The following is a 17446-nucleotide window of genomic DNA, read 5'->3' as shown; positions in this document are numbered from 1 at the left end:
GGCCCGGGACACACGGACCCGCGGAGCGCGGCGTTGGCCGAGGCGAGAGGACGGCGATGGCAGCAGCGGTGTTGGCGGCGGCCAGGCAGGTGGTTCTCGAGGACGGCCACGGGCTGTCCGAGGAGCAGGTCCTGGAGGTCCTCGAGCTGCCGGACGAGCGGATCCCAGCGCTGCTGGAGTTGGCCCACGAGGTCCGGATGCGCTGGTGCGGCCCGGAGGTCGAGGTCGAGGGGATCGTGTCGCTGAAGACCGGCGGCTGCCCCGAGGACTGCCACTTCTGCTCGCAGTCCGGCCAGTTCCAGTCCCCGGTCCGCGCGGTGTGGCTCGACGTTCCGTCCCTGGTGGAGGCGGCACGGCAGACGGCGGCCACGGGGGCCACGGAGTTCTGCATCGTCGCCGCCGTCCGCGGCCCTGACCAACGGCTGATGACACAGCTGCGCGAGGCGGTCACTGCGATCCACGAGGCGGTGGACATCCAGGTCGCGGCGTCGCTGGGCATCCTCACCCAAGAGCAGGTCGACGATCTGGTCGACATGGGCGTGCACCGGTACAACCACAACCTGGAGACGGCCCGCTCCCACTTCCCATCGGTGGTCACCACGCACACCTGGGAAGAGCGCTTCCAGACCCTGCGCATGGTGGCGGCCTCCGGGATGGAGGTCTGCTGCGGAGGCATCATCGGCATGGGCGAGAGTCGTGCCCAGCGCGCCGAGTTCGCCGCCCAGCTGGCCGAGCTCTCCCCGGACGAGGTGCCGATGAACTTCCTCAACCCCCGCCCGGGGACCCCGTTCGCCGACCTGCCGGTGCTCGACGGCAAGGAGGCGCTGCGGACGGTGGCCGCCTTCCGGCTGGCGCTGCCCCGCACGATCCTGCGCTTCGCCGGCGGGCGGGAGATCACCCTGGGCGACCTCGGCAGCCGTGACGGTCTGCTCGGCGGGGTGAACGCGATCATCGTCGGCAACTACCTCACCACCCTGGGCCGCCCGCCCGAGGAGGATCTCGCCCTCCTCCAGGACCTGCAGATGCCGGTCAAGGCACTGTCCTCGGCGATCTGACCGTGTCCGCTCCGGTCTTCTGTGACCGCTGCGGTCGGTCACGTGCCGATGGCGACCACGCTGCCTGTTCCACCGCGCGAGGCCTGGAGCCGCCGCGTTTCTGTGCCGGCTGCGGACGGCGCATGAAGGTCCAGATCACCCCCCTGACGTGGACGGCGGTCTGCGTACAGCACGGCAGCATCGACGGGCGCGGTACGTGACCACGGCCCGCGGCGAGCTGGCCGCCGGCCCGGACGCCGACCTCGGCCGGCTGCTGGCCGTCGACCGCGCACACCTCTGGCATCCCTACGCCTCGATGACCGCCCCCTCACCGGTGCGGGTGGTGGAGTCCGCCGAAGGAGCGCGGCTGCGTCTGGCCGGGTACGGCGACGTCATCGACGGCATGTCCTCGTGGTGGTGTGCGATCCACGGCTACCGCCACCCCGTCCTCGACGCCGCCGCCCGCGACCAGCTCGCGTCGATGTCGCATGTGATGTTCGGCGGCCTCACGCACGCTCCAGCCGTCGGCCTGGTGGAGCGCCTGCTCGCCCTCGCGCCGGACCCGCTCCGGCACGTCTTCCTCTGCGACTCCGGCTCGGTGGCCGTGGAGGTCGCCCTCAAGATGGCCCTGCAGCGGGCGGTGGGCCGCGGGCAGCCGCGGCGCCGGCGGCAGTTCACCGTGCGCGGTGGCTACCACGGCGACACGTTCGACGCGATGAGCGTGTGCGACCCGGTCGGGGGGATGCACTCACTGTTCGCCGGGGTCCTGCCGGAGCAGGTGTTCGCGCCGCGGCCGCCCGGTGGGTTCGACCGTGCGCCGGGGGATGCAGAACTCGACGCGTGGACCGCGGAGACGACGCGGCTGTTCGAGCAGCATGCCGCTGATCTGGCGGCGGTGATCGTGGAGCCGGTCCTGCAGGGCGCCGGCGGCATGCACGTCTACAGCCCCGAGTGCCTGCGGGTCCTGCGCCGGCTCTGTGACGATCACGAAGTGCCCCTCATCCTCGACGAGATCGCCACCGGCTTCGGCCGCACGGGCACGATGTTCGCCGCCGAACACGCCGGGGTGGTCCCCGACATCCTGTGCGTCGGCAAAGCGCTGACCGGCGGCTATCTCTCGCTGGCCGCAGTCCTGTGCACCACCGCCGTGGCCGAGGAGGTGTGTGCGCAACCGGCCGGTGCGCTGATGCACGGTCCGACCTTCATGGCCAACCCGCTGGCCTGCGCGGTGGCCTCGGCCAGCCTGGACCTGCTCACCGGCCAGGACTGGGCCGCCGGCATCGACCGCATCGAGCGGGGACTGACGGAGGGGCTCGCGTCCGCGGCGGACCTTCCCGGCGTGGCCGACGTCCGCGTGCTCGGCGCCGTCGGCGTGGTGCAGACCCGCACCCCGGTCGACGTGGCCCGGGCCACCGAGGCCGCGCTTGCTGCGGGCGTGTGGCTGCGTCCCTTCCGCGACCTCGTGTACACGATGCCGCCCTACATCAGCAGCGAGGACGACGTGGCGACGATCAGCCGGGGGGTCGTGGCGGCGGTGAGGGCGGTGGCCTCGTGACCGAGACGTCCGAGTCGGCCTTCCTCGAGCGGCTGCGCGCCGAGGCCGCCAAGCGCGACGAGGCCGGCCTGACCCGGGTACTCCGCCCTCGCGCCGCCGGTACCCCCACGCTCGACCTGGCCGGCAACGACTACCTGGGCCTGGCCACTGATCCGCGCGTCACCGGGGCCGCCGCCGCCGCGACCCACCGCTGGGGAGCTGGTTCGGGGGCCTCTCGGCTGGTGACGGGCACCCTCGACCTGCACGTGGAACTCGAGGCCGCGCTGGCGCGGCACTGCGCGCAGCCGGCGGCGCTGGTCTTCTCCTCCGGATACCTGGCCAACCTCGGCGTCGTCACGGCCCTGGCCGGCCAGGATGCGGTGGTCGTCTCCGACGCACACGTCCACGCCTCGCTGGTCGACGCCTGCCGCCTCGCCCGCGCCCGCGTGCAGGTGGTCCCGCACGGCGATGTCGCCGCGGTCGAGGCCGCGCTGGCCGCCCGGTCGGAGCCCCACGCCCTGGTGCTCACCGAATCGGTGTTCTCGGTGCTGGGCGACGCCGCGCCGCTGGCCGAGCTGGCCGAGGTCACCCACCGCCACGGCGGCGTGCTGGTCGTCGACGAAGCCCACGGCATCGGCGTCTGCGGTGACCGAGGCCAGGGCCTGCTGGCCGCACTCGGGCTGGCCGGCCGTCCCGACGTCGTCGTCACGGTCACCCTGTCCAAGGCCCTGGGCAGCCAGGGTGGCGCCGTCCTGGGCGCCCCCGAGATCGTCGAACACCTGGTCAACACGGCCCGGCCGTTCATCTTCGACACCGGCCTCAACCCCGCTGCGGCTGCGGCCGCGGTCGCCGCGCTGGACGTGCTGCAGCAGGAGCCGGAACGGATCGCCGCCGTGCGCACCGCCGCTCGGGCACTGGCCGACGCCGCTGGCATGCCGCCGGCCGACGGCGCCGTCCTGTCGGTGCCGATGCCCTCACCCGACGCCGCGGTCGCCGCCGCGGAGGCCTTCGCGGAGCGGGGTGTGCGGGTGGGCTGCTTCCGTCCGCCGTCGGTGCCCGACGGCATCAGCCGCATGCGCTTCACCGCCCGTGCCACCCTGGCCGGCACGGCGCTGGACCGCGCCACCGACACGGTTCGGTCCGTCCTCGCCGACCGACGATGACCGTGGACGGACGCATCGTCGTCGTCACCGGGACCGGCACCGATGTCGGCAAGACGATCGTCACCGCGGCGCTCGCCGCCCGTGCCACCGCCGACGGGCTGCGGGTCGCCGCGGTCAAGCCGGCGCAGACCGGCGTCCAGGCCGACGAGCCCGGTGACCTCGCGGTGGTGCAGCGGCTCGGCGGAGCGCACACGGTCGTGGAGCCGGTCCGACTGCCCGAGCCACTGGCCCCCGACACTGCGGCGAGGCGCGCAGGACTGGCGCTGCCGGCCGTGCAGGACACCGCCGCGAGGGTCGTCGAGCTCGCAGACACGCACGACGTCGTCCTGGTCGAGGGAGCCGGTGGACTCCTCGTCCGTCTGGACGCCGACGGCGGTACGGTCGCCGACCTCACCCTGGCCGTCCGCGCCGCCGGGGTGGAGCCAGCCGTCCTGGTCGTGGTGGCCGCCGGGCTCGGCACGCTGAACCACACCGAGCTGACCGTCGAGGCACTGCGTGCCCGCGACCTGGAACCCGCCGGTCTCGTCATCGGTTCCTGGCCGGCCGAGCCCGGCCTGGCCGAGCACTGCAACCTCGAGGACCTGTCCCGGATCCGCGTTCCACTGCTCGGCCGCATACCGGCCGGAGCGGGCCACCTGGCAACGGAGGTGTTCCGCGCGGCCGCCCCCAGGTGGTTGGCCTCCCCCCAGCGGCGGTGACCCACCTGCCGCGGCGAGCGGCGGCGAACAGCGCACCGATCGGCCGTGCACGGTGGGGCAGGAGCTCATGACGTGGAACGACCGCGCCCTTGAGGACAGCGCAGGGCAGCCACCTCGTGGCTGGCGTCCCGCCTTCAGGAGGCTCCATGGCCGCGGGGTCGCCAGACGCCCTCCGCCCGGCGCAGGCGCGCGGTGCTTGGGTACTGTCCGTGCTGGAGAGCGGGAGCTCGGGCAGACCGGGCTGAGAGGGCGGCTGGACGCGTCGCCGACCGCAGGAACCTGTCCGGGTAATGCCGGCGGAGGGACTCGACGTGGTGGGCATCCCCGTGACCGTGGTGGCCGTGGCTGCCGTGCTGCTGTTGTTCGCCGGCGTGGGCCTCGCGGTCGGCCGCGATCGGGACCTGGAGGAGTTCGCTGTCGCGCGGGGCACTCAGGGCGCCAGCGCGCTGGGCCTGTCCTTTTTCGCCTCCGGGGTCGGCGCCTGGGTGCTGTTCGCGCCACCGGAGGTGGGCGCCTCGGTGGGCCTGGCGGGGGTGGTGGGCTACGCCGTGGCCATCACCCTGCCCCTGCTCGCACTGGTGGTGCTCGGCCGCCGCCTGCGGGCGCTGGTCCCCCGGGGGCACAACCTGGTGGAGTTCGTGCGGCTGCGCTTCGGACGCGGGATGCACGCGTACGTGCTGGGGATCTCGCTGGTGTACATGCTCGTGGCGCTGGCCGCGGAGCTGACCGCGACCGGGGCGGTGCTGGGGCGCCTGTCCGGCCTGGACCCGCGGGCGGGCGTGGTCGCCGTCGCCGCGGTCACCACGCTGTACACCGCCCATGGGGGGCTCCGGGCCTCCATCCGCACCGACGTGTGGCAGGGCTGGTTGCTCCTGCTGCTGCTCGGCGTGGTCGGCCTCGTCGCCGTCCGTGCACTGCCGGGCTCGGAGCCCCAGGGTGCCGGGCGGCTGCTCGACGTCGACGGCGCGGGGCTGGAGGGGGCGGCCACCCTGGTCGTGGCCGTCCTGGCCACCAGCCTGTTCCACAACGGCTACTGGCAGCGGGTGTGGTCGGCGCGCGACGAGCGGGCCCTGACCCGCGGGGCGCTGCTCGGGGCTGCGGCGCGCGTCCTCGTGGTGCTGCCCGCGGGCCTGGTGGGTCTCCTGGCCGCGGCCTCGGCGGTGGACCTCGGCAGCCCGCCGGTGCCGTTCTTCGCGCTGCTGGCAGGGGCCGAGCAGTGGGTGCTGCTCATCGTCCTGGTCTTCACCGTGGCCCTGGTGACCTCCACCGTCGACACGCTGCAGGGCGGTCTCGCCGCGGCCGTGGTGACCGAGGCGCCGCGGCTGGGGCTGCGTGGCGCCCGGGTGCTCGTGGTGCTGCTCACCGTGGTGCCGGCGGTGGTGGCCTTCCAGGGGCTGTCGGTGCTGCGGCTGTTCCTGGTCGCCGACCTGCTCTGCGCGGCGACCATCGCGCCCGCCTTCCTCGGGCTGTGGCGCCGGGCCACGCCGGCTGCCGCGGTCGCCGGAGCCGTGGCCGGTCTCGTCGGCGCCCTGGTCCACGGTCTGGTCGCCGGAGGGTCCCTCGCCGCGGCCGTGGACATCGCCACGTTCGCCGGCGGCCTGTCGTTGCCGCCCTTCGCGGCGGCCCTGACGGCGTCCACCGCGGTGACGGTGCTCGTCTCCCTCCTCGGCCGGCGCAGCACGGACCTGCAGGAGCTCTCGCGCCGGGTCCGGCCGCTGGACCGGCCCGTAGACGAGCAGGTGGCGCGGTGAGCGGCTCGGGTCCGGCGGTCTCCCAGCTCGGTGAGCTGGACCGGCGGCTGGTCACCTGGATCGAGCGTTCTGTCCAGGACTGGGACGACGCCGGCCCGACACAGGCGCAGGAGGCGGAGTTCGACCGGCTGGCGCTGGACCTGTTCGCCGACCAGTACGAGCGCAACCGCCCCTACCGGCGCTACTGCCGGGCGCGGGGGGCCGAACCCGGGCGCGTGCAGAGCTGGCGGCAGGTCCCGCCCGTGCCGCTGAGCGCCTTCAAGGAGCTGACGCTGTCATGCGACCCGCCGGGGGAGGCAGCGGCGGTCTTCACGACCAGCGGCAGCACTGACCCGAGCCGGCGCGGGCGCAACCACCACCCGCACCTGCACCTGTACGACGCCTCGCTGCGCGCCAGCTTCCGGCACTGGTTCCTGCCGGACAGGGACGAGCTGCGGCTGCTGGTGCTCAACCCGCCGCCGGCACAGCAGCCACACTCCTCCCTCGCCTACTTCCTCGGGCGCCTGGTCGACTCCTTCGGCGCTTCGGGGAGCGGCACCTTCGTCAGCGCCGACGGCCTGGACCTCGACGGGCTCGTCGCCGCCCTGACGGAGGCCGAGCGCGACGGGGTGCCGGTGGGGCTGCTGGGGACCTCGTTCGCGTACGTGCACCTCCTCGATGCGCTGGAGGCCACGGGCACCGCGTTCCGGCTGCCGCCCGGCAGCCGGCTGCTGGACACCGGCGGCTTCAAGGGCCGGTCCCGGGAGGTCTCGGGTGAGGCACTGCGTGCGGCGTTCGACCAGCGGCTGGGCCTCCCGGACGCGTGGTGCGTCAACTACTACGGGATGACGGAGATCAGCACCCAGTACTACGACACGACGCTGCGGCGGGCGTGGCTCGGGGACGACCCGTCGCCGCGGATCAAGGCCGTGCCGCCGTGGGCCCGCCTGCAGGTGGTCGACGCCGGCACCGGCCGGCCGGTGGCGCCGGGCGAGCGCGGGCTGCTGGTGCACTACGACCTGGCCAACCGCGGCTCGTGCCTGGCCGTCCTCGCCGAGGACGTCGGTCACCTCACGGCGAGCGGCGGCCTGGACGCCGGTCCCACGGATCACACCGCCGCGCCCGGTGGGCGTGAGTTCGTGCTTCTGGGCCGGGCGCAGGGCAGCGAGGCCCGCGGGTGCTCCATCGCCCTGGACGAGCTGCTCGCGGCGAACAGGGGGCATCGACGGTGACCCTGCTGCACCCGCGGGAGGCGGAGGGTGCGAGGGGTCTCGAGGCGCTGGACGCCTTCTTCCTGCCGCAGCTGGATGACACCGAGCTGGCCGCTCTGGAGTGGACGACGCGCCGCGTGGGCGACGTCCCGCTGCGCGGGCCGGTGGTGACGCCGGCGCTCGTCGAGGTGCTGTGCGAGCGGCTGCTGCGGGCCCAGGCCGAGGAGCTGGCCGACCGCCCGGTGATGGACGTGCTGGAGGCACTGGGCCGGGCCGTGGCCCGTTGGTCCGACCCGGACCTGCCACAGCGCCGCGCGGCCGAGCAGCTGCTGCCGCAGATCACCGGGTACGCCTCCGACATGGTCCGCCGCGGGCTGAAGGAGCACCTGAGGACCTTCCGCCGCGACCGGCTGCTGCGCTTCCTCGCCCAGGACTTCGACAACCCGCTGGTGCTCGACGGCTTTCAGCCCGACCGGGCCGGGGGGCGCTCCCGGGCCTACGGCCCCCGGCTGACGACCCAGTTCTTCGCCGGCAACGTCCCCGGCCTACCCGCCTGGAACCTCGTGTGCGCCTTCCTCGTCAAGTCCGCGACGCTCGGCAAGTCCGCCGGTGCCGAGCCGCTGTTCCCGGCGCTGTTCGCCCAGACGATCGCCGAGGAGGACCCGGGGCTGGGACGGTGCCTGGCCATCGTCCACTGGCCCGGTGGGGCCGAGGACGTCGAGCAGGTGGCCTTCGCCCACGCGGACGCGGTGATGGCCACCGCGGGCCTGCGCGCCACCGAGGACCTGGCCCGGCGGGTGCCGGTGGGCGTGCCGTTCGTGCCCTACGGGCACAAGGTCAGCTTCGCCGTCATCGGGCACGAGGCGCTGGCGCTGACCCGGTACGCCGAGACGGCCCGCCGCGTCGCCCGGGACGTGTCCCAGTACGACCAGCAGGGCTGCCTGTCCCCGCACGCGGTCTTCGTCGAGCGCGGGGGAGCCGTCGATCCACGCACCTTCACGGCGGCGCTGGCCGCGGAGATGGACCACTACGAGCGCGCTCGACCGCGGGCCCGACTGGGCCTGGAGGAGAGCGCGGCCGTCGCCGCGGTCCGCTCCCGGTACGAGCTCCGCTCCTATGACGACCCGGGTGTGCAGGTCGTCACCAGCAGCAGGAGCACCGCGTGGACGGTCGTGCTCGAGGAGCACCCTGAGCGGTTCGAGCCCTCACCGCTGAACCGGGTCGTGCGTGTGCACCCGGTCGACGGCCTCCAGGACGTCGTCCCGCTGCTGCTGCCGCTGCGCCGCTACCTGCAGACCGCCGGCGTCGCGTGCGCGCCGGATCGCCTGGACACCTGGGCCTCGCTGCTGGGCCGGTGCGGAGTGGACCGCGTCTGCGCCGTCGGGCAGATGCCCCGACCGGCCGCGGGTTGGCACCACGACGGCCGAGGCAGCCTCGCGGCCCTCGTGCGGTGGACCGACGTCGAAGGCGCAGCCGAAGTGGACGTGGAACGGTACGACCCCGAGTGGACCCGGCCGTCGCGGCCCGCGGACGCCGGCGGACGGCGATGAGCCCGCTCCCCTCCCCCGGCGACCACGGCGGGCTGGGCCGCAGCGACCTGCTCCGCGACCGCGTGGCGCTGGTGACCGGGGCCAGCCGCGGCATCGGCGCCGCGATCGCCCGAGCGCTCGGGGCGCACGGTGCCGCCGTCGCGGTCAACTACCTGCACGACGCGGTGTCGGCCGCAGCCGTGGTGGCCGACGTCCAGGCTGCTGGGGGGCGGGCGCACGCCGTCCAGGCCGACGTCACCGATCCTGACGCCGTCCAGGCCGCGGTCGAGGAGGTCGAGGACCGTTTCGGCCCCGCGGACGTCGTCGTGAACAACGCCCTGCGCAGCTACACCTTCGACCCCCTCGCCCGGCGGACGGCGTGGGAGACGTCGTGGCAGGACCACCAGCGCCAGCTGGAAGGCAGCCTCGGCGGCGCGGTCAACGTCTGCCGAGCGACGCTGCCCGGCCTGCAGGCCCGCGGCGGTGGCCGGATCATCAACGTGGTCACCGACCTCGTCGAGCGCCCCAGCGTGCCCTACCACGACTACACGACCGCCAAGGCCGCACTCCTGGGCTACTCGCGCACCATGGCCACCGAGCTCGGGCCCTTGGGGATCACCGTGAACTGCGTCGCACCGGGCCTGGTGCACCCCACCGACTCCAGCCGGACGGCGACCGACGAGCAGCGCGATGCCCTCGAGCAGGCCGCTCCCCTGCGGCGCCTGGCCACCCCGGACGACGTCGCCGGGGCAGTGTTGTACTTCGCCAGCGGCTGGTCCCGCTTCGTCACCGGCGCGTGCTTGTTCGTCGACGGCGGCCTCGTCATGCGATGAGGACCGTGGACTCCACGGGCCGCGGACGCTCGCTGCGCGGCAGGGCCGGGCCTCGACCAACTCCCAGGGCCTGCTCCCGCTGCTCGTGATCGTGCTCGTCCTCGGCGGCGTGCTCGGGACGTCCATGTGCATCGAGCCGCTGCTGGCTCGCGTCACGATCAGGACGGTGACCGCTCCGGGCGCGCGCCGACGGCGGCGGCTCCCCGTGAGGAGCCGCCGCCGGTGTGCGGGGTGGAGCCGGGGTCAGCCGGCCGTGATCCGGTCGGTGGCCGGCGGCGCGATCCCCGGGTTCGCCTGGAGGTAGGCCACGAAGGCGTCCAGGTCGATGGAGGTGGTCACCCGGTTCGTCCCCTGCCGCAGCTGGGTGAGGCCGTCCCCGCCGTCGGCGAGGAAGCTGTTCACCGTGATGCGGTAGCTCGCGACCGGGTCGACGGGCGCGTCGTCGATGGTCAGGCCGTTGACCCGCTGCCCGGAGCACGGGTCCTCGGCGGTGCCGGCCGCCGCGCTCGGCGCGACCGTGTACCCCACCGTCGCGGACGGCTGCAGCACCACGGGGCGGGCCAGCGCGTACTGCTGCTCGAGCACGCAGTCCAGCTGGGCACCGGTCAGGGTGAGGGTCACCAGGTTGTTGGCGAAGGGCTGGACCTCGAATGCCTCGCCGTAGGTGACGTCACCGGCCAGGAGGTCGGCCCGGACACCGCCGGGGTTCATGAACGCGGCGACCGCACCCTCGTCCCGCGTGTCCGCGAGCTGGGCGTCGGCGATGAGGTTGCCGAGCGGCGTCTCGCCGGTGTCGTCGGCCCGGCGGGTGATGTCGGCCGACGCGGACCCGACCACCCGGGAGGCGATCGGTGCGACGACCTCGTCGTACCGTGCGATCAGCTCGGTCTGCCGGGGGTCGGGCGCCACGGTGCGCTCGACGATCACGTTGTCGGCCGTCGCCGTCTCGTGGATCACGTCGCCGGTGCGGCGGTCGAGCTGCAGGTCGATGTCGGTGACCAGGCGCCCGTTGTTGCCGGCGCTGGTGACGACCTTGTCGTCGAGCAGGCAGTTGTAGGCCTGGTGGGTGTGCCCGCTGACGACGACGTCGATGGCGTCGGACATGCCGGTCGCGATGTCGACGATCGGCCCGGTCAGCTGGCTGCACCCGTCGACGTCCCAGGCGTCCTCACCGGTCTGCGTGCCGCCCTGGTGCAGCAGGACGACGATGGCCTCCACGCCCTGGTCCTGCAGCTCGGTGGCGTACCGGTTGGCGGTCTCGACCTCGTCGGCGAACTCCAGGCCGGCCACGCCGGCCTGGCTGACGATGTCGCCGGTGCCCTCCAGGGTCATGCCGATGAAGCCGACCTCGATGCCCTGCACCTTCTCGACGGCGTAGGGCGCGAGCAGCGGCTCGCCGGTCTCGGTGACGAAGGCGTTGGCCGACAGGTACTGGAAGTCGGCCCCCTCGTACGGCGTGCCGTCGGCGCAGCCGTCGACGGGGTGGCAGCCGCCGTTCTGGATGCGCAGCAGCTCGTCGGCGCCCTCGTCGAACTCGTGGTTGCCGACGCTGGCGTAGTCCAGCCCGGCCAGGCCGAGCGCCTCGATGGTCGGCTCGTCGTGGAAGGCGGCCGACAGCAGCGGCGAGGCGCCGATCAGGTCGCCGGCGGCGACGGTGATGGTGTTCTTCTTGCGCTGCTCCTCGGCGAGGGCGGCGAGCTGGGTGCTCAGGTACTCCACGCCGCCGGCGTCCACCGTGGGCGCGGGCGCGGCCCCGGCACCGTCGGGGTCGGGGCCGGTCTGCACCCGCCCGCCGGACCCGGTCGGCGGCTTCAGCGCGCCGTGGAAGTCGTTGATGGCGAGCAGCTGCAGCTCGACCGGCTTCGGGCCGGACGGCGTCGGCGCGGGGTCCGGCCCGGCGGCGGCGGGGACGGCCGCGGCCACGGCGAGGCCGGCGATCGTGGTCGTCACGGCGGCCGCGACGGTGGCGCGGCGGACGGTGGGTCGCATCGGTTCTCCCAGGGAGGCGGGCCGGACCGTTCCGGCACGAGCCGACTCTAGGTAGTCAGAGGTGAACACCGCGTGTCGAGCCCGAGGCCGGACGAGCAACTCACCGTCGCCGGACGGAACCGCCCCGTCAAGGTCCGCCCGGGGTCAGCCGGTGCGCTCCTCGACCATCCGCGCGGCGACCCGGCGGATCCGGTCGGCCTGCCGCGAGAGCACCAGGTCCAGCACCCGGTCCACCGGCGGCACCTCGCCCAGCCGGGCCAGCCCCATCCACCGCGGGACGGCGACCGTGCGCGACCACGGCGAGGTCAGGCAGCCGGCGATCTGGCCGGCCACCCGGTCGGGGCGGATCCCGCGGGAGAGCCGGCCGCGGGCGTCGTCGTCCGACACCGGCGGGGAGCCGTGCCCGCGGGCCAGCCACTCGGTCCGCACCGGCCCGGGGTTGACCGTGTGCACCCGCACGCCCCGGGCGGTCACCTCCCGCCGCAGCCCCTTCACGAAGCCGTGCACCCCGGCCTTGGTCGCCGAGTAGACGGTCAGCGGCGGCACCTGCGACCACGCCGCCGCCGAGGCGACCGTGACGACGTCGGCCCTCCCCCGCTGCGCCGCCGCGCTGAACAGGTGCGGCAGGGCGATCCGGGTGAGTTCCACGACGCCGGTCAGGTTGAGCGCGATCAGCCGCTCGACGGCGTCGCCGGGCATGTCCTCCACCAGCCCGGCCCAGCCCAGCCCGGCGTTGAGGACGACGGCGTCGAGCCGCCCGTGCTCGTCGAGGACGCGGTCGAGCAGGCGCTCGCGGTCCGTGGCGTCGGCGACGTCGGCCACGACCGTGCTCACCCCGGGCAGCCCGCCGACGGCCTGCTCGAGCCGGTCGCCACCGCGGGCGCAGGTCACCACCCGTGCGCCGTCGCGGGCCAGCCGGGTCACGGTGCTGCGGCCGATGCCGGCGCTGCCGCCGGTGACGAGGACGACGCGGTCCGCGGAGCTGGTGCCCATGGACCCCCTCTACCCCTGGACGGACACCACACCCCTGAGGTGCATCGACGGCCCCGCGGGTGGGCATGGTCGCTGTCATGCGCCTGCCCGAGCCACGGGGCCCCCTGACCTCCGCCCTCCGCACCGACCTGACCAGCGGCACGCTCGCCCCCGCGACCGTCGAGCTCGCCGAGCGGACCGCGGCCACCGCGACCGACCCGCTGACCGACGACGACCTCCAGCTGGCCCTCGCGATCTGCTACGAGCTGCACTACCGCGGCTTCGACGACGTCGCCGAGTCCTGGGAGTGGGACCCCGAGCTGCTGCGGCTGCGCGGCCACCTGGAGCGGGCGCACACCGCGGCGCTGCGCGCGCTGGTCGGCGAGGTCGAGCTCACCGACGAGCCGGTCGACCGGCAGCTCACGGCCCTCATCGCGGCCGACGACGGCCCCTCGCTGTCGTCGTACATGTCGCGCAGCGGCTCGCTGGAGCAGTGGCGGGAGTACCTCACGCTGCGCTCGGTGTACCACCTCAAGGAGGGTGACCCGCACACCTTCGCCGTCCCCCGGCTGTCGGGGCGGGCGAAGGCCGCGATGGTGGAGATCCAGGCCGACGAGTACGGCGGCGGCACCGCGGCGCGCATGCACAGCCAGCTGTTCGCCGGGATGATGCGCGACCTCGGCCTCGACGACACCTACGGCGCGCTGTGGGACGACGCCCCGGCCGCCGCGTTCGCCTCGGTCAACACGATGTCGCTGTTCGGCCTGCACCGCCGCTGGCGTGGCGCGGCCCTGGGGCACCTGGCCTGCGTGGAGATGACCTCCTCCGAGCCGTCCCGCCGCTACTCGGCCGGGTTGCGCCGGCTGGGCTTCGACGAGTCGACGACGGTCTTCTACGACGAGCACGTGGAGGCCGACGCCGTCCACGAGCAGATCGCCTCGGTGGACATGTGCGGCTCCCTGGTCGCCGAGGAGCCCGCCCTCACCGCCGACGTCCTGTTCGGTGCCGCGTGCTCGCTGGCGATGGACGGCCTGGCGGCCCGCCACCTGCTCGGCGCCTGGGAGGCCGGCCGGTCGGCCCTGCGCCGGGAGCCCGCCATGGCTGCCTGAGAAAGGACCCCCCTGCCCCCCACCGCTCGCAGGCTCGCGGCGGGGCCCTGCAGGGGGGCCGTCGTCGGTCAGTGGTGCGTGCACATCTCGCTGCGGCGGCCCCGGGTCAGCGGTCGTCGTCCTCCCGCCGGGCGTCGCTCAGGATGCGGGCGGCCGGCCGGGGGCGGCTGGGCGCGCTCGGGGCGGAGAACCCGGCGCGCTTGTGCGAGCCGTCGCAGAACGGCTTGATGCCGGACTTCCCGCACCGGCACAGCGCGATGGTCTCGCGGCCGGGATCGATCTCGTTGCCGTCCTGGTCGACCAGCCGGAAGGCCCCGCGCACGATCAGCGGGCCGTCGCGGTACGGCGTGATGGTGGCCCCCTCCCCCGCCGGCAGGGCATCGTCGTCGGGACCGGGCTGCGGGCGCGTCACCCCGTCCCCCTGCCCCGTGCGGCCGGCGGGCACACACCACCCGCCGGGTCCTGTCCGTAGAGGACCTGCCGACCACGCCGCGCGCCTGCCGGCCGCAGCCGCCGGCGTCGCCTGCAGGCGGCGTGCCGGCACCGACACGTCGTCACGGAGACGTCGTTCACCTCCTCTCCGCGCCCGGATGCCGAGAACGGCCCGATTCGCCCTGCTCGGCGACGACACGCAGCCCCGCCTCGTCCAGGACGGCGATGCCACCTCGGCGCAGCCCGACGAGCCCGTCGGCACGGAGTTCCCCCAACAGCTTGGTCACGGTCTCGCGGGTGGTGCCCACCAGCTCCGCCAACTGCTCGTGGGTGAGCCGGACCTGCGGCGCACGCTGGCCGAAGAGGCCCGGCTCCGGTGCCGCCGCCGCGGCGAGCCCGGATGCCGCTGTTCGTGATCGACGACATGGCGCTCATGAGCCTGGTCGGGCACGTCCTCTTCGGGCTGGTCCTGGGGCTGGTGGCGGGGGCGGTGCTGCGCCGCGGAACCGCCCGCCGTTGACCGTGCCGGCGTCCCGCCGGCGCGCCTGTGCGAGCCGTCGCAGAACGGCTTGATACCGGATTTCCCGCACCGGCACAGCGCGATCATCTCGCGGCGGCCGGGGTCTGTCTGCCCGCCGTCCTGGTCGACGAGCCGGAGGTCCCCGCGCACGATCAGCGGGCCGTCGCGGTAGGGCGTGATGGTGGCACCGCCGTCCCCGAGAGAGCCCGGTTCGTCGTCCGGAGGTCGGCCCGGGTCGGCGGGGATGTGTAGGGGCACATCCCCTGCCTGCCCCACCCGCCCGGTCCGCGATCCCCCGCACGCCTGTGCCGGCCGGTGAACCACTGCGCCTCCCTCGGACGAAGACCTGGTGAGCGCCGTTGCGGCGCAGTACCGCCCGGTCCACTCGTTCGCCGCCCGGCAGCGAGGCCCGACGCCCGAGGAGTCCCCGTGCCCACGACCCGTCTCTCCCACCGCCGGATCGCCCGGCCCGGAGCCGCGCTGACCCTGTCCCTGTCGGCGGCGGTGCTCGTCGCCTGCTCGGGAGGCGCCGATCCGTCGTCGGCTCCCGGCACGTCGGCCTCCACCGACGCACCGTCACCGTCCGCCTCCGCCGGTGCACCGGGCTCCACGGAAGCCTCACCGGAGGCGCCGTCCTCCTCGGTCCTGCAGGCCACCGAGACCGACTTCGCCATCGAGCTGTCGAAGACCGAGCTGGCAGCCGGCACCCACACCATCGAGGTGGTCAACGAGGGCGGTGCGACCCACGACCTGGTCGTCGAGAACGCCGACGGGGAGGACGTGGCCGCGAGCGAGGTGATCCCGCCCGGCGGGTCGGGCACCGTCGAGGTCGACCTCCAGCCCGGCGAGTACGTCGTCTACTGCTCCATCGCCAACCACCGCGGCATGGGCATGGAGCTCGCCGTCACGGTCGTCTGATGGCCGGCCCGACCGCGCCCGGACGAGCGCGCTCCGGCGCGCTCGTCCGGACGCTGCGCCTGAGCGGCGCCGCGCTGCTGCTGGGGACAGCGGTCATCCACGGCCACCTCTGGCAGCAGGGCTACGCCGGCATCGACGTCGTCGGGCCGGCCTTCCTGGCCAACACGGTCCTGGGCCTGCTCGGTGCCCTGCTGCTCCTGGTCGCGCCCGGCACGTGGCTGCCATGGGCGGCTGCGGCCGGTGCGGCACTGTCCGCGGGCACGCTGATGGGACTGCTGCTGTCGACGACCGTCGGGCTGTTCGGCTTCGTCGAGTCGACCGCGGCGTCCCTGTGGTGGGAGTCGTTCTGGGTCGACGTGGCCGGGACCGTCGTCCTGGTCGCGCTGACCCTCGTCTCCGGCCGCCGGTGACTCCCCCCGCGGGACGGTGACCGGCCGACGTCAGCCGTCGGCCAGACGTCCTGCCGAGTGGCCCACGTCACCCGCCCGGGTGAGGACCGGCGTTGCCACGTGTTATTGCCCGCAATCAGGTCATTCCCCGTCAGGGTCGATCCGCCGCTGCACCGAGCGGACGGCCACCGTCCCTCCAGCCGAGAGGCAATCCGATCGGCGGCCGTGATCCGAACACCCAGTACAACCCGCCCCTCCCGTGGGCACGCACCACCCTGACGGGGCCCAACCCGGGCCCGCAGGTCCGTCGAAAGGAGAACCACCATGCGAACCTTCACACGTGCGGCCGTCGCCGCTCCCGCACTCGGCCTCGCGGCCCTCGTGGCCATGGCCGGCCCGGCGGCCGCCGCGGAGGGTTCGACGCAGGCCGACCTCGCGCCCAGCCCGGTCAACAACGTCGACGGCAGCGGCCACGCGATGGTGGAGATCTCGGGCACGACCCTGTCGTTCACCCTCGCCGCCCAGGGCCTGCTCCAGGACGCACCGCACGCGGCGCACATCCACTTCGGCGCGGACGCCCGCAACGAGTGCCCGAGCGAGTCGGACAACAACGCCGAGGCGCTGCAGGGCGAGACCAACCCCGACCAGCACTTCACCACCGTGGAGGGCGCTCCCGCCTACGGCCCGGTCGTCGTGTCGCTGACCAAGACCGGGGACACCTCGCCCGACTCGACCCTGGCCGTGGACCGCTTCGCCGTCGGCGCGGAGTTCGAGTACTCGCGCGGTGACGTGCAGGTCAGCGAGGACGTCGCCTCGGCGATCCTCGACGGCAAGGCGGTCGTCGTCGTCCACGGTGTGGACCACGACGGCGACGGCACCTACAGCCCGGGTGAGCGCGGCGTGTCCGACCTGGACCCGTCGCTGCCCGGTGAGGCCACCGACCCGGCCCTGTGCGGCGTCCTGAACGCCTCGCAGATGGGTGCCATGCCGCAGGGCGGCGTCGAGACCGGCGCCGGTTCCACCAGCGGCATCGAGAACGCCGGCCTGATCGGCGTCGGCGCGATCGCCGTCGCCGGCGGCGGCGTCCTGCTGGCCCGCCGTCGGTCCACCACCGACAACTGATGCGCGGGGACGCCGGGCCCCGGGAGGACTCCCGGGCCCGGCGTCCTGGCCGTGTGGTCTCGCTGGTCATCGCGGTGCTGCTGCCTTACGCTTATACACATCCCCGAGCCTACGAGACTGTCTTCGACTTCGTATTCCTCTTCCTGCCGGAAAGAAAAATACTGCTATTTTTGGTGTCTACTACCGCGTCGCTCGACGTATCTTCATTTTAGTCGGCGCATTTTCTGGTCATCCTCTTTTCACTAGCCTATCTGCACTGCACG

Annotated in this window: 16 protein-coding genes and 2 pseudogenes; 13 read left to right on the top strand and 5 right to left on the bottom strand. The window is 74.1% G+C overall.

Annotated features, from left to right (window positions below; all coding sequences use genetic code 11):
* The first annotated feature begins 56 nt into the window (after nt 1–56).
* The 9 genes from bioB (at nt 57) to CNO22_RS03865 (ending at nt 9732) form a co-directional block, all read left to right on the top strand.
* Nucleotides 57–1055: a biotin synthase BioB gene (gene bioB / locus CNO22_RS03905; protein WP_100498042.1), complete on the top strand. Its 999-nt coding sequence runs from the start codon at nt 57–59 to the stop codon at nt 1053–1055.
* A gap of 2 nt (nt 1056–1057) precedes the next feature.
* On the top strand, nt 1058–1255 hold the full coding sequence (gene bsaP / locus CNO22_RS30345; protein ID WP_456298002.1) for a biotin synthase auxiliary protein BsaP: 198 nt from the start codon (nt 1058–1060) through the stop codon (nt 1253–1255).
* A complete protein-coding gene (locus tag CNO22_RS03895; RefSeq protein ID WP_232806769.1) occupies nt 1252–2589 on the top strand; it encodes an adenosylmethionine--8-amino-7-oxononanoate transaminase in 1338 nt (445 codons plus the stop codon). The genes bsaP and CNO22_RS03895 overlap by 4 nt, the downstream gene beginning before the upstream one ends.
* A complete protein-coding gene (locus tag CNO22_RS03890; RefSeq protein ID WP_100498040.1) occupies nt 2586–3731 on the top strand; it encodes an 8-amino-7-oxononanoate synthase in 1146 nt (381 codons plus the stop codon). Before CNO22_RS03895 ends, CNO22_RS03890 begins: the two co-directional genes overlap by 4 nt.
* Before the next feature lie 2 nt (nt 3732–3733).
* A complete protein-coding gene (gene bioD, locus CNO22_RS03885; RefSeq protein ID WP_198588083.1) occupies nt 3734–4429 on the top strand; it encodes a dethiobiotin synthase in 696 nt (231 codons plus the stop codon).
* A 311-nt stretch (nt 4430–4740) separates the two neighbouring features.
* Complete coding sequence (locus CNO22_RS03880) at nt 4741–6180, top strand: sodium:solute symporter family transporter (RefSeq protein ID WP_198588082.1); 1440 nt, start codon at nt 4741–4743, stop codon at nt 6178–6180.
* Nucleotides 6177–7391, top strand: coding sequence for a LuxE/PaaK family acyltransferase (locus CNO22_RS03875; RefSeq protein WP_100498038.1), 1215 nt, complete (start codon nt 6177–6179; stop codon nt 7389–7391). The genes CNO22_RS03880 and CNO22_RS03875 overlap by 4 nt, the downstream gene beginning before the upstream one ends.
* Nucleotides 7388–8920 carry an acyl-CoA reductase gene (locus CNO22_RS03870; RefSeq protein ID WP_100498037.1) on the top strand — a complete coding sequence of 511 codons (1533 nt, stop codon included), beginning with the start codon at nt 7388–7390 and terminating at the stop codon, nt 8918–8920. Before CNO22_RS03875 ends, CNO22_RS03870 begins: the two co-directional genes overlap by 4 nt.
* Nucleotides 8917–9732, top strand: coding sequence for an SDR family oxidoreductase (locus CNO22_RS03865; protein WP_100498069.1), 816 nt, complete (start codon nt 8917–8919; stop codon nt 9730–9732). The genes CNO22_RS03870 and CNO22_RS03865 overlap by 4 nt, the downstream gene beginning before the upstream one ends.
* A 243-nt stretch (nt 9733–9975) precedes the next feature.
* Here CNO22_RS03865 and CNO22_RS03860 read toward each other — a convergent pair whose 3' ends face one another.
* Complete coding sequence (locus CNO22_RS03860) at nt 9976–11721, bottom strand: bifunctional metallophosphatase/5'-nucleotidase (RefSeq protein ID WP_100498036.1); 1746 nt, start codon at nt 11719–11721, stop codon at nt 9976–9978.
* 144 nt (nt 11722–11865) lie between these two features.
* Nucleotides 11866–12714, bottom strand: a complete 849-nt coding sequence (locus CNO22_RS03855) for an SDR family oxidoreductase (protein WP_100498035.1) — start codon at nt 12712–12714, stop codon at nt 11866–11868.
* A 77-nt stretch (nt 12715–12791) separates the two neighbouring features.
* Between CNO22_RS03855 and CNO22_RS03850 the strand changes: the two genes are divergently transcribed.
* Nucleotides 12792–13802 carry an iron-containing redox enzyme family protein gene (locus CNO22_RS03850; RefSeq protein WP_100498068.1) on the top strand — a complete coding sequence of 337 codons (1011 nt, stop codon included), beginning with the start codon at nt 12792–12794 and terminating at the stop codon, nt 13800–13802.
* A 106-nt stretch (nt 13803–13908) separates the two neighbouring features.
* Here the strand turns inward: CNO22_RS03850 and CNO22_RS03845 are convergent, their stop codons facing one another.
* From CNO22_RS03845 to CNO22_RS30035, 3 genes and pseudogenes are all read right to left on the bottom strand, one after another.
* Nucleotides 13909–14214: a CDGSH iron-sulfur domain-containing protein gene (locus CNO22_RS03845; protein WP_100498067.1), complete on the bottom strand. Its 306-nt coding sequence runs from the start codon at nt 14212–14214 to the stop codon at nt 13909–13911.
* 157 nt (nt 14215–14371) lie between these two features.
* Nucleotides 14372–14566: pseudogene (locus tag CNO22_RS03840) on the bottom strand (helix-turn-helix domain-containing protein); the annotation flags it as partial.
* A 272-nt stretch (nt 14567–14838) separates the two neighbouring features.
* Nucleotides 14839–14904 (bottom strand): annotated as a pseudogene (locus tag CNO22_RS30035) (hypothetical protein); the annotation flags it as partial.
* Between the two features lie 279 nt (nt 14905–15183).
* On the opposite strand from CNO22_RS30035, the gene CNO22_RS03830 reads away from it, so the two are divergent.
* From CNO22_RS03830 to CNO22_RS03820, 3 genes are all read left to right on the top strand, one after another.
* Nucleotides 15184–15672: a cupredoxin domain-containing protein gene (locus CNO22_RS03830; protein WP_157936786.1), complete on the top strand. Its 489-nt coding sequence runs from the start codon at nt 15184–15186 to the stop codon at nt 15670–15672.
* A complete protein-coding gene (locus CNO22_RS03825) occupies nt 15672–16082 on the top strand; it encodes a hypothetical protein (protein ID WP_100498032.1) in 411 nt (136 codons plus the stop codon). Before CNO22_RS03830 ends, CNO22_RS03825 begins: the two co-directional genes overlap by 1 nt.
* 303 nt (nt 16083–16385) lie before the next feature.
* Nucleotides 16386–17183, top strand: coding sequence for a CHRD domain-containing protein (locus CNO22_RS03820; protein WP_100498031.1), 798 nt, complete (start codon nt 16386–16388; stop codon nt 17181–17183).
* Nucleotides 17184–17446 lie beyond the last annotated feature (263 nt).

Source organism: Geodermatophilus chilensis (genome assembly GCF_002802985.1).
Taxonomy (GTDB): Bacteria; Actinomycetota; Actinomycetes; order Mycobacteriales; family Geodermatophilaceae; genus Geodermatophilus; species Geodermatophilus chilensis.
This window is presented reverse-complemented; position numbering and strand designations above follow the sequence as displayed.

What these genes read in the sequence shown, in the direction of transcription:
- bioB (WP_100498042.1), top strand. Translation starts at nt 57, where the DNA reads ATGGCAGCAGCGGTGTTGGCGGCGGCCAGGCAGGTGGTTCTCGAGGAC.
- CNO22_RS03865 (WP_100498069.1), top strand. Translation starts at nt 8,917, where the DNA reads ATGAGCCCGCTCCCCTCCCCCGGCGACCACGGCGGGCTGGGCCGCAGC.
- CNO22_RS03860 (WP_100498036.1), bottom strand. Translation starts at nt 11,721, where the DNA reads ATGCGACCCACCGTCCGCCGCGCCACCGTCGCGGCCGCCGTGACGACC.
- CNO22_RS03855 (WP_100498035.1), bottom strand. Translation starts at nt 12,714, where the DNA reads ATGGGCACCAGCTCCGCGGACCGCGTCGTCCTCGTCACCGGCGGCAGC.
- CNO22_RS03850 (WP_100498068.1), top strand. Translation starts at nt 12,792, where the DNA reads ATGCGCCTGCCCGAGCCACGGGGCCCCCTGACCTCCGCCCTCCGCACC.
- CNO22_RS03825 (WP_100498032.1), top strand. Translation starts at nt 15,672, where the DNA reads ATGGCCGGCCCGACCGCGCCCGGACGAGCGCGCTCCGGCGCGCTCGTC.
- CNO22_RS03820 (WP_100498031.1), top strand. Translation starts at nt 16,386, where the DNA reads ATGCGAACCTTCACACGTGCGGCCGTCGCCGCTCCCGCACTCGGCCTC.